Source organism: Agrobacterium sp. CNPSo 2736 (assembly GCF_004005385.1).
Classification (GTDB): Bacteria; Pseudomonadota; Alphaproteobacteria; order Rhizobiales; family Rhizobiaceae; genus Agrobacterium; species Agrobacterium leguminum.
Window position 1 is genome coordinate 51,191 of record NZ_RZTX01000018.1, and the last position, 11,461, is coordinate 62,651.

Below are 11,461 nucleotides of genomic sequence, written 5' to 3' on the forward strand. Positions count from 1 at the left end.
ACCACTCCCGGCGGCTTGCAGCCATGAGCCTTGCCAAGGACCGCCGGTTCATTCAATGATTGCCGCATGCGCCGGTCCGGAAATGAAAAGAACTCTGCAAACAGAGACTTGAAACTGCTGCGCCGCCTTCTGCGGGCCAAGGATCATATGGACGCGGCGCCCCACGAGGCGTGGCCTGTTTCACGCCTTGCAAGCGTCAGCGGCGCCTCGCAGGCACACTTCGCGAGATCGTTTCGCGATGCTTTCGGCATACCCCCTCACCGCTATCTGCTGACCCGCCGGGTGGAGCGCGCCGTGGCGCTGTTGCGTGACACGGATCTTCCGGTCATCGAGATCGCGCTGCAAACCGGCTGGAACAGCATCGGCACGTTCGGCCGTGTTTTCCGCGACGTGACGGGGGAAAACCCGAGTGAATTGCGGCGCAGGATGCGGCTTTTGCCTGCCGACCTTGCGCAGGTTCCCCATTGCTTCGTCAGCGCCGCGCATCGCCCCCATCTCACAATCGCAGTTTCGGAGAAGCGCCGGCGAACGGAAAGCGGTAGGCACGGTGAGTGAAAGGGAGATAGCTCATGAAAAATGGTGTTCAAGTCGTCGGGCTTTACGTTCATGACCAGGACGAGGCGCTGCAATTTTATGTCGAAAAACTTGGATTTCGTGTGCATACGGACGCACGCAACGGCGACTATCGCTGGTTGACCGTGCAGCATCCGGACCAGCCGGATTTCCAGCTCGGCCTGTTTCGGCCGCAGGCACCGACCGTTGACGAGGCAACGGCGCAGGATCTGAACGAAGCCGTGGCCAAGGGCGCCATGCCGCCTTTGGTTCTGGTGGTCGAGGATTGCCAGAAGGCCTTTGACGCCATGCACAAACGCGGCGTCGAATTCACCCAGGAACCAATCGCCCGCTATGGATCAGTGGATGCGAGTTTCCGCGACCCTTCCGGCAATGGCTGGAAGCTCGTTCAGGCCCGTTGAGGCAACCGTGTGTCACATTCCATCATGGATGCTTTTTCTCGGGGGCGACTTTGATCTTGCAAAAATGGATAAGGCAGAGCCATCGGTGGCTGGGCATTCTGCTGACCGTTACCATTCTGGCGAACTTCGCTTCGATGGCTTTCGGCCCGACACCACCGGTGATCGTTTATGCCCCGCTCATTCCGCTGACCTTGCTTATCGGCAGCGGGCTCTACATGTTCTTCCTGCCTTATCTGGGAAAGCCGCTCTCCCCCTCGAAGGAGTAGGCGGGCGGGCAACGAGGCGCTGTATGCCTCACACATCGGGAACATTGCGGCGGTTTTGAAGACCGGCGCTTCATCGATGCCTGAAAATATTTCAGCCCCGGGACGACGCCCGGGGCTGATTTTTAGCTGATTTTTAAAAGCGGCCGGCCGAAACGGCCTTGCCTTTAGTGGTTGTCGCGCGGCAGGCCCTTGGTCTGGGCAATGCGCTGGTACTTGACCGCCGGTTCCAGAACCGCGCCGGTCTCCATCTGGCTGACGATGCCGCGCTGGATTTCCTGCCATGGCGTCTGGTGATCGGGGAACTTGTAACCGCCCTCAGCCGACAGCGCCTCGTAACGTTTGGCCAGTTCTTCACCTGAAATCAGGATATCCGCCTTGCCGCGGCCCACATCGATGCGGACACGGTCGCCGGTCTGCAGGATGGCAAGACCGCCGCCCGCCGCTGCTTCCGGGGAAGCGTTGAGGATGGACGGGCTGCCCGACGTGCCGGACTGACGACCATCGCCGATGCAGGGCAGCGAATTGACGCCTTCCTTCAGGAGATAATCCGGCGCGCGCATGTTCACCACTTCCGCGGCACCCGGATAACCGATGGGGCCTGCGCCGCGCATGAAGAGGATGGTGTTGGCGTCAATCTTCAGCGACGGATCGTCGATGCGGTGATGGTAATCTTCCGGACCATCGAACACCACGGCGCGGCCTTCGAAGGCCTCCGGATCGTTCGGGTTGGAGAGGTAACGGTTGCGGAACTCTTCCGAAATCACGCTGGTCTTCATGATGGCGGAGGAGAACAGGTTGCCGCGCAGCACGCGGAAGCCGGCGCGCTCCTTGAGCGGCTGCTCATAGGGGCGGATGACCTTCTCGTCCTCGATGATCGCGCCACGGCAGTTTTCGCCGATGGTCTTGCCGTTGACGGTCATGGCGTCCTCCATGATCAGTCCCTGGTTCATCAGCTGGTTGACGACTGCGGGCACGCCGCCGGCATGGTAATAATCCTCGCCGAGATATTCGCCTGCCGGCTGCAGGTTGACGAGCAGCGGCACGTCTTCACCATAGGTCTGCCAGTCATCCACCGTCAGCTCGACGCCGACGTGACGTGCGAGGCCGTTCAGATGGATCGGCGCATTGGTGGAGCCGCCGATGGCCGAATTGACGCGGATGGCGTTGATGAAGGCATCCTTGGTCATGATGTCGGAAGGCTTCAGGTCTTCCTTGACCATTTCGACGATGCGCAGGCCGGTCAGGTAGGAGACTTCCTGACGGTCGCGGTAAGGAGCCGGAATGGCGGCGGAGCCCGGAAGCTGCATGCCGAGCGCTTCAGCCAGCGAGTTCATGGTCGTCGCCGTGCCCATGGTGTTGCAATAGCCGGTGGACGGCGCCGACGAGGCGACGAGCTTGACGAAGCCCTGATAGTCGATCTCGCCCTTCGCCAGCAATTCGCGCGCCTTCCAGACGATGGTGCCGGAGCCGGTGCGTTCACCACGGAACCAGCCGTTCAGCATGGGGCCGACGGAAAGGGCGATGGCCGGAATGTTGACGGTGGCCGCCGCCATAAGACAGGCAGGCGTGGTCTTGTCGCAGCCGATGGTCAGCACGACGCCATCAAGCGGATAGCCATAAAGCACTTCCACGAGGCCGAGATAGGCAAGATTGCGGTCGAGACCGGCCGTCGGACGCTTGCCGGTTTCCTGGATCGGATGGACCGGGAATTCGATGGCGATGCCGCCGGCTTCACGGATGCCTTCACGCAGGCGGTTTGCCAGTTCCAGATGGTGACGGTTGCAGGGCGAAAGATCCGAACCGGTCTGGGCAATGCCGATGATCGGGCGATCGGACTGAAGCTCGGCCTGGCTCAGACCGAAGTTCATGTAACGCTCGAGATAAAGCGCTGTCATATCCGCATTGGCGGGATTGTCGAACCACGCGCGCGAGCGAAGCTTGCCTCCCTTGCCCTGGGTTGCGGGAAGATTGTCGGATGTAGTCATGATGCGGGTCTCCAGCCGGAAGTGGCCAACGGTAAAATATTACGAAATGCGACAAGCTTATGTTGTGCGCAAGGAAAATGGAATCAGCTTTCGGAGATCACGCATAACCGACAGAGCAGCCCCAGACGAGTGATTTGGAGCTGTTCTTCGGCTTTAGCCGAATATTTTTCGGCATTTACGATGATACCGGTGTCGCGCAACGGCCTCTTCCTCCCTGCCTTGCCGGAATGCGGCTGGCCCGATGGCCCGGCACTCCGCCTCAGTCCGATCTCTTTATTTGTATTACTATTAGATGCCATCATTGCCTGTCAAGCCACGTCATGGGCCATTTTCGGCATGTTCAGACAGGAAAAGAGTGCTATTGATTTCCGCACAAACCATTGATTCATTATATTTTATGACAAAATTTCGCCGTAACTGGCGAAAGCCAAATTGCGAAAAGGCCAAAAAACCACTTTTCAAGAGTATTACTATATGCTCATAGTGTCGCCGTCACGCTGACATCATCTCTGGGAGGATAAGATGAGAAAAGCTCTTGCGGCATTCACTGTCGCCGTTTCCGCATGCCTTGCATCCAGTGTTTCCGCACAATCGCTTACCGTCGGCTTCTCGCAGATCGGTTCGGAATCCGGCTGGCGCGCGGCTGAAACCACCGTCACCAAGCAGCAGGCGGAGAAGCGCGGCGTCACGCTGAAATTCGCCGACGCGCAGCAGAAGCAGGAAAACCAGATCAAGGCCGTTCGCGGCTTCATCGCGCAGGGCGTCGACGCGATCCTGATCGCTCCGGTTGTCGCAACCGGTTGGGACGCCGTGCTGAAGGAAGCCAAGGAAGAAAAAATCCCTGTCATCCTGCTCGACCGCCAGATCGAGGCTTCGGACGATCTTTACCTCACCGCCGTAACCTCCGATCAGGTTCATGAAGGCAAGGTTGCCGGCGACTGGCTGGTCAAGGATGTCGGCTCCAAGGACTGCAAGGTCGTTGAATTGCAGGGCACAACCGGCTCTTCGCCCGCCATCAACCGCAAGAAGGGCTTCGAAGAGGCTATTGCCTCGCACAAGAACATCAAGATCGCGCGCTCGCAGACGGGTGACTTCACCCGCACCAAGGGCAAGGAAGTGATGGAAAGCTTCATCAAGGCCGAAGGCGGCGGCAAGGATATCTGTGCGGTCTACGCTCACAATGACGACATGGCCGTCGGCGCGATCCAGGCGATCAAGGAAGCCGGTCTGAAACCCGGAACCGACATCAAGGTCGTTTCCATCGATGCCGTGCCTGATATCTTCAAGGCCATGGCAGCCGGCGAAGCCAACGCCACCGTCGAACTGACACCCGACATGGCCGGCCCCGCCTTCGACGCGCTCGAAGCCTATCTGAAGGACAAGAAGGCCCCGCCGAAGTGGATCCAGACGGAATCCAAGCTCTATACGGCATCCGACGACCCGATGAAGGTCTACGAGGCGAAGAAGGGTCTGGGTTACTGACAACCCATTCTTCGGAAGGAGCGGCGCGTCGTTCGTGCCGCTCCATCATGGCATTCTTCATGCGGAACCTGCTCAATGTCCGAAACGGCACCACTTCTGGAAGCACGCGCCATCGGCAAATCCTTTCTCGGGATTACGGCGCTTGATGGCGTCGATTTTTCGCTCGGGCGCGGTGAAATCCACGCATTGCTCGGCGAAAACGGTGCGGGCAAATCGACGCTGATCAAAATTCTCACCGGCGTTTATCACCGCGACAGCGGTTCGATCTTTCTGGAAGGTAGCGAAATCTCGCCCACCAATGTCGGCGAGGCGCAGGCGCTGGGCATCGGCACTGTCTATCAGGAGGTGAACCTTCTCGAAAACCTGACGGTTGCCGAAAACCTGTTTCTCGGCCGCCAGCCGCGCCGCTTCGGGCTGATCGACCGCAGCGCGATGCAGAAAAAATCACAGGCGCTGCTTGCCCAGTACGGGTTGTCCATCGACGTCAACGCGCTTCTCTCCAGCTATTCCGTCGCCATCCGCCAGATCATCGCCATTGCCCGCGCCGTCGATCTTTCCGGCAAGGTGCTGGTGCTGGACGAACCGACCGCCAGCCTTGATGCCCATGAAGTCGAGATGCTGTTCGGCGTCTTGAAAAACCTGCGCGCACGCGGCATCGGCATCGTCATCATCACCCACTTCCTCAATCAGGTCTATGATATAGCCGACCGGGTGACGGTGCTGCGCAACGGCCGCCTCGTCGGCACCCGCGATATCGGCAGCCTGCCCCGTTCCGAACTGATCTCGATGATGCTCGGCCGCGAGCTTCAGCACATCACCCATGAACATCAGGCGACCGAAGATACGGTTGCCGAGGGCGAGCCGCCGATCCGGTTCGAAGGTTACGGCAAACGCGGCAGCATCGCCCCCTTCGATCTCGGCATCCGCCCCGGCGAAATCGTCGGTGTCGCCGGGCTGCTGGGTTCTGGCCGGACGGAAACAGCCTTCCTGCTGTTCGGCATCGACCGGCCGGATACCGGAAAGGCTGTCATCGACGGCCAGACGGTGGCGATTTCTTCGCCGGAAGCCGCCATTACCGCCGGGTTCGGCTTCTGCCCGGAGGAACGCAAGACGGACGGCATCATCGGCGACTTTTCCGTCACCGATAATATCGCGCTGGCGCTTCAGGCCCGGCAGGGCTGGGCCCGGCCGCTGTCGCGCCGGCAGAAAGTGGAACTGGCCGAAAGCTTCATCAAGTCGCTGGATATCCGCCCGGCCGATCCCAACCGGCCGATCAAATTCCTGTCCGGCGGCAATCAGCAGAAGGCCATTCTGGCGCGCTGGCTCGCCACCCACCCCCGGCTGCTGATCCTCGACGAGCCGACACGCGGCATCGATATCGGCGCGCATGCGGAAATCCTGAAAATGATCGAAAAACTCTGCAGCGAAGGCATGTCGCTCGTCGTCATTTCCTCCGAACTGGAAGAACTCACCGCCGTCGCACACCGTGTCGTGGTGCTTTCAGACCGCCGTCATGTCAGCGAGTTGAAGGGCGGCGACGTGACCGCCGACAACATCATGCGGGCGATTGCCGACGCGGCAAAAACGGAGGCGGCATGATGGCAGCAGTGACACGACGCCTGAAAAGGCTTGCTCCCCAGCTTGCCGCGCTCTTTATCATTCTGGCAGCGATAACAATCCTTTCGCCGGGTTTCCTGCATGTCTCGTTCCAGAACGGCAGGCTCTATGGCAGTCTGGTGGATATTCTGGTGCGTGCCGCACCGGTCGCGCTTTTGACCATCGGCATGACGCTGGTTATCGCCACCAAGGGCATCGATCTGTCCATCGGCGCCGTCATCGCCATCTGCGGCGCGGTCGCGGCCACGCTCATCAGCAATGGCCATTCCATTCCCTCGGTCATCGTCATCTCGCTTGCGGTGGGCATTGCCTGCGGGTTGTGGAACGGCGTGCTGGTCGCCCTTCTCGACATACAGCCGATCATCGCCACGCTGATCCTGATGGTGGCGGGTCGCGGCATCGCCCAGCTCATCACTGAAGGCGTCATTCTCACCTTCAACAACGACAGCTTTTCCGCCATCGGTTCCGGCTCGTTCGCAGGCATTCCGCTGCCGGTCATCATCTGGGTTGCGGCGGCGCTCACGATCGGCCTTCTAGTGCGCAAGAGCGCGCTCGGTTTCCTGATCGAGGCCACCGGCATCAATCGCCGTGCCGCAGCACTGGCCGGGGTGCGAGCCCGCTTCCTGCTGTTTTTCGTCTATGCAGTTTCCGGCCTCTGCGCGGCCATCGCCGGCATGATCGTCACCGCCGATATTCGCGGCGCGGATGCTAACAATGCCGGGCTGTGGCTGGAGCTGGACGCGATCCTTGCGGTGGTCATCGGCGGCACCTCGCTGAATGGCGGGCGCTTTTCCATCACCGCCTCGCTGATCGGCGCGCTGATCATCCAGACCATCAATACCGGCATTCTCGTCTCGGGCTTCCCGCCGGAATTCAACCTCATCATCAAGGCCGGCATCATCATGGTGGTGTTGACGCTGCAATCACCGGCGATCATGGCCGTCCTCGGTTTCGTGAAAGCGCCGAAGCCGCATGCAAAACCGGCGGCCACCAATGGCATGACCAAGGAAGGAACCGCGCGATGATCCACAGCCGCAACCTGCCCTTCCTCACCACGTTGACGATCTTCGTGATCGCCTATCTTCTCTGCGTGCTGCAATATCCGGCGATCCTGTCGACACGGGTGATCGGCAACCTTCTGACCGACAATGCCTTCCTCGGCATCGCGGCCGTCGGCATGACCTTCGTCATCCTGTCGGGCGGCATCGATCTTTCCATTGGTTCGGTCATCGCCTTCACCAGCGTCTTCGTCGCCGTCATGGTCGGCACCTATAATATCCATCCGCTGCTGGCCTTCGCCATCGTGCTGGTGGTCTCGACGCTGTTCGGCTGCCTGATGGGTGCGATGATCCGTTTCCTGTCCATCCCGCCCTTCGTGGTTACGCTGGCCGGCATGTTTTTGGCGCGTGGCGCGGCTTACCTTATCTCCACCCAGTCAGTGCCGATCTCGCATCCGTTCATCGATGCGATACAGGGCTTTTATTACCGCTTCCCCGGCGGCGGCAGGCTGACGGCGCTCGCCATGCTGATGCTTCTCGTCTTTGCCGCCGGCATGCTGATCGCCAGCCGCACCCGCTTCGGCGCCAATGTCTATGCGCTCGGCGGCAACCCGCAATCGGCCGAGCTGATGGGCGTACCGATCGGCGCGACGACCATCGGCATCTATGCGCTGTCCGGCTTTCTCTCCGGCCTCGCCGGCATCGTCTATACGCTCTACACCTCGTCGGGCTATTCGCTGGCGACGGTGGGCGTTGAACTCGACGCCATCGCCGCGGTCGTGATCGGCGGCACGCTTCTGACCGGCGGCACGGGGCTGGTGGCGGGAACCTTTATCGGCCTTCTGATCCAGGGCTTGATCCAGACCTACATCGTTTTTGACGGGACGCTTTCCTCCTGGTGGACGAAAATCGTCATCGGTGTGCTGCTTTTCGTCTTCATCGTGTTGCAGCGCGCAATCATCTGGTATTCAAACAGGAGACTGGCCGGGCCACACCCGGCATAACCACCAAGGGAGGCTTGCTTGGGGCTGCTCGAAACGACGATAAGCGGGCGAAAACGCCGGAACAGCCACGCCCATGTGGTCTCCGAACTCGGCAGCGCCATCGTCTCGGGCAGAATTGCGGAAGGCTCCCTGTTGCCCAATGACGCGGAACTCTCCATGCGCTTCGGCGTCTCGCGCACCGTGCTGCGCGAAACCATGAAGACGCTGGCGGCCAAGCGGCTGGTGGAGCCCAAGGCGAAAGTGGGCACCCGCGTTCTCGACCGCTCGAGCTGGAACTTCTTCGATCCGGATGTGCTGGGCTGGCGCTGCGAGGCCGGCATAGACCAGGAATTCGTCACGCATCTGGCGGAGATCCGTCTGGCGCTGGAGCCGGCAGCGGCAGCAGCAGCGGCCCTGCAGGCCTCCAATGACGATATCGTTTCGCTTTACGTCATCGCTGCAAAGTTCGACAATCCGAAACATACGCCGGAAAGCATCGCCAAGGTCGATCTCGAATTCCACCTCGCCGTGGCGCATATGTCCGGCAACCCCTTCATGCGCTCGGCAAGCGGGCTGATCGAAGCAGCACTTGCCATTTCCTTCCAGCTCTCGTCGCCGGCCGCTTCGCCTGGTACCATCGCCGAAATCGCGTCCAATCATCTGCGCATAGTCCACGCCATTGCAGCGCGTGACGCGGATGCGGCGGTGAAAGCCATGCGCCACGTGATCGAGGTCGGTAAAGACCGGACGCAGAATGCGATCAAGACGGTTTGAGGAGGAGGGCCCGCAGGAATGCGGGTCCGTCTTCTCCAACCAATTACCCCTGCGATGCCTCGACCTGCGGCACCACGCCACGGCGCGACGCCATCAGCGATGCGCCGAGAAGGGCGGTAATCGCCACGAAGACGAAGACCATCGTCGCCCCCTGAAGATCGATCAGCAGGCCGCCCAGAACCGCACCACTGGAAATGGCGATCTGGAACGTGGTGAGCAGCAGCGCACCGGCGCTTTCCGCTTCATCGGAAGCGGCGCGCGTGATGAAGCTCTGCACACTGACCGGAAGCGCACCGAAGGCGAAGCCCCAGGAGGCGATGGCAAGGCCGGCAATCAGGGGCGACGCACCCGCCACGACCAGAACGGAGGCCGATGCCGCGATGAGAGTCGCGGCGAACGTCACCGCCCATGCCGTGTTTTTCTCGGAGAGGAAACCGCCGAAAAGATTGCCGAAAAAGCCGCCGACACCATAAACCAGAAGGACGAGGGAAATCGCCTCGACGCCAAGAAGCGTCACATCTTCCAGGAACGGACGGACATAGGTGAAGCCGGCAAAATGACCCGCAACGATGAACAGCGTCGTCAGAAGGCCGATCCGCACCTGCGGCCGCTGCAACAGGCGGAACATGGTGGAAAGACCGGGTGCGCCAGCCGGCGGCAGCGACGGAACGGTGAGCAATTGCACTAAAAGTGCGATGACACCGAGCGCCCCCGCAACCACAAAGGCCGAGCGCCAGCCAAACGTCGCGCCGATCCACGCGCCCACCGGCGCTGCACAGACGGTGGCGACCGAAACCCCTGTCAGGATGATGGCCATGGCGCGCGGCGTCTTCTCAAGCGGCACCAGCCTCAGCGCCAGCGCCGCCGACATGGCCCAAAAGCCGCCAAGGCCGATGCCGAGCAGGACGCGCGAGGCGAACAGCATGAAAAGACCGTTGGCGAAGGCGGCCAGCGTGCTGGAAATGATCAGCAGCGTGGTCAGCCCAAGCAATGTCCAGCGGCGGTCGATGCTGCGTGTGCCGATGACGACGCCGGGGCCGGCGACCGCCGCGACCAGCGCCGTAACGGTGATGGATTGACCGGCGATGCCGGAGCTGACGGCGAGATCGGCCGAAAGCGGCGTGAGAAGGCTGACCGGCAGGAATTCCGCCGTCACCAGCCCGAAAACGCCGAGCGAAAGCGAAACCACGGCCGCCCATTTCGCATCCGGCTCTGTCTTGCGCGGCACATATTCAAGCTCGTTAATGGTCCGGTTGTTCATGAAAATCTCCTGATGCGCATTCCCGGAATGCGTCCTGAAACGGAAAGGCGACGTGGTGAAACCGGTGGGAGCCTGGTTCAACAACCGCAAATCGATGCACATAAGCTATGCGTGACATCCCGGCGTTTCCATGCTAGAAAATCCATATTCCTTAACCAAACATCCGAATTTGCGAGAGCGCCATGAATGATGCCCTGACCGAAATGTTGCGTGGCCTGAGGCTCGATGGTGTCGAATACGGCCGGTGCCGCATGGCCACACCCTGGGCGACAGCCTTTCCCGAACAGGAAGCCGCGCGGTTTCATTTCATCGGCGTCGGTCAGGCGAAATTGCAGAAACCTTCCGGGGAATGGCTGACGCTGACCTGCGGCGACGCCGTGCTTCTGCCCCGTGGCCACGCCCATGTGCTGGGCAGCGGCGAAAATGTGACGCCTTCCCCCTTCGACCGTTTCGGCAAGAAGGAAGTGTGCCAGGGCGTTTTCGACTTGCAATGCGCCAGCGCCGGCGGCGATACCGTGGCCTTTACCGCTTCCATGCGGTTCAACATGGACAATCTGCACCCGCTGCTGCAGCTGATGCCGGATGTGATGCTGACCAGCGATCTGGCTAAAAGCGACCCGGCCATCCCCCATCTGCTTGAAGCCATGACGCGCGAGGTGGAACTGAACCGCGTCGGTGCGGGCGGCATTCTGGCAAGGCTTGCCGATGTGCTGACGGCAACCTTGATCCGCACATGGGTGGAATATGGCTGCGGCGATTCCAGCGGCTGGCTGGCCGCCGTGCGCAATCCCGAACTCGGGCGGGTGCTGGCCGCCATCCACCTCAACCCCGAAAAGGACTGGAGCGTGGAGGAGCTTGCCTCGCTGATGGGCGCATCCCGCTCCAGTTTCGCGGAACGTTTCACCCGCGTGGTGGGCGAAAGCCCGGCCCGTTATGTGGTGCGCGTGCGCATGCATCAGGCGCGGCTGTGGCTGCGCGAAGGCATGCGCGTGACAGTGGCGGCGGAAAAGCTCGGTTACGATTCCGAAGCCTCCTTCAGCCGCGCCTTCAAACGTGTGCTTGGTGCGCCGCCCAGCCAGTTCCGCAGGAAGGACACGGCCGGGCTGGAGGATGCGGCATAG

At 61.0% G+C, this 11,461-nt stretch carries 11 protein-coding genes; 9 read left to right on the top strand and 2 right to left on the bottom strand.

Annotated elements, in window-relative coordinates:
- Positions 1 to 66 precede the first annotated feature (66 nt).
- Genes EM858_RS22930 through EM858_RS22940 form a run of 3 tightly spaced genes read left to right on the top strand, consistent with a single transcriptional unit; the run spans position 67 to position 1,240 of the window.
- Positions 67 to 555 (top strand): helix-turn-helix transcriptional regulator, encoded by a 489-nt coding sequence (locus EM858_RS22930; protein ID WP_127758060.1) that lies wholly within the window; start codon positions 67 to 69, stop codon positions 553 to 555.
- A 14-nt stretch (positions 556 to 569) separates the two neighbouring features.
- The gene (locus EM858_RS22935) at positions 570 to 974 is read left to right on the top strand and encodes a VOC family protein (RefSeq protein WP_080829785.1); all 405 of its coding nucleotides are present in this window, start codon (positions 570 to 572) and stop codon (positions 972 to 974) included.
- A gap of 50 nt (positions 975 to 1,024) precedes the next feature.
- Positions 1,025 to 1,240 (top strand): hypothetical protein, encoded by a 216-nt coding sequence (locus EM858_RS22940; RefSeq protein WP_127758061.1) that lies wholly within the window; start codon positions 1,025 to 1,027, stop codon positions 1,238 to 1,240.
- Positions 1,241 to 1,404: 164 nt separating this feature from the next.
- On the opposite strand, the gene EM858_RS22945 is transcribed toward EM858_RS22940, so the two are convergent.
- Positions 1,405 to 3,225, bottom strand: a complete 1,821-nt coding sequence (locus EM858_RS22945) for an IlvD/Edd family dehydratase (protein WP_065655500.1) — start codon at positions 3,223 to 3,225, stop codon at positions 1,405 to 1,407.
- A gap of 522 nt (positions 3,226 to 3,747) precedes the next feature.
- On the opposite strand from EM858_RS22945, the gene ytfQ reads away from it, so the two are divergent.
- The 5 genes from ytfQ to EM858_RS22970 all read left to right on the top strand — a co-directional run bounded on the left by ytfQ (position 3,748) and on the right by EM858_RS22970 (position 9,079).
- The gene (gene ytfQ, locus EM858_RS22950) at positions 3,748 to 4,707 is read left to right on the top strand and encodes a galactofuranose ABC transporter, galactofuranose-binding protein YtfQ (RefSeq protein WP_020809449.1); all 960 of its coding nucleotides are present in this window, start codon (positions 3,748 to 3,750) and stop codon (positions 4,705 to 4,707) included.
- A 75-nt stretch (positions 4,708 to 4,782) separates the two neighbouring features.
- Positions 4,783 to 6,306, top strand: coding sequence for a sugar ABC transporter ATP-binding protein (locus EM858_RS22955; RefSeq protein WP_127758062.1), 1,524 nt, complete (start codon positions 4,783 to 4,785; stop codon positions 6,304 to 6,306).
- Entirely contained in the window at positions 6,306 to 7,349 is a 1,044-nt protein-coding gene (locus tag EM858_RS22960; protein ID WP_164865537.1) for an ABC transporter permease, read from the top strand. The genes EM858_RS22955 and EM858_RS22960 overlap by 1 nt, the downstream gene beginning before the upstream one ends.
- On the top strand, positions 7,346 to 8,326 hold the full coding sequence (yjfF, locus tag EM858_RS22965) for a galactofuranose ABC transporter, permease protein YjfF (protein WP_127758064.1): 981 nt from the start codon (positions 7,346 to 7,348) through the stop codon (positions 8,324 to 8,326). The genes EM858_RS22960 and yjfF overlap by 4 nt, the downstream gene beginning before the upstream one ends.
- An 18-nt stretch (positions 8,327 to 8,344) precedes the next feature.
- Complete coding sequence (locus EM858_RS22970; protein WP_127758065.1) at positions 8,345 to 9,079, top strand: FadR/GntR family transcriptional regulator; 735 nt, start codon at positions 8,345 to 8,347, stop codon at positions 9,077 to 9,079.
- 43 nt (positions 9,080 to 9,122) lie between these two features.
- Here EM858_RS22970 and EM858_RS22975 read toward each other — a convergent pair whose 3' ends face one another.
- Complete coding sequence (locus EM858_RS22975) at positions 9,123 to 10,340, bottom strand: MFS transporter (protein ID WP_127758066.1); 1,218 nt, start codon at positions 10,338 to 10,340, stop codon at positions 9,123 to 9,125.
- Between the two features lie 182 nt (positions 10,341 to 10,522).
- Here EM858_RS22975 and EM858_RS22980 point away from each other — a divergent pair, with 182 nt between their 5' ends.
- Positions 10,523 to 11,461: an AraC family transcriptional regulator gene (locus EM858_RS22980; protein WP_080820666.1), complete on the top strand. Its 939-nt coding sequence runs from the start codon at positions 10,523 to 10,525 to the stop codon at positions 11,459 to 11,461.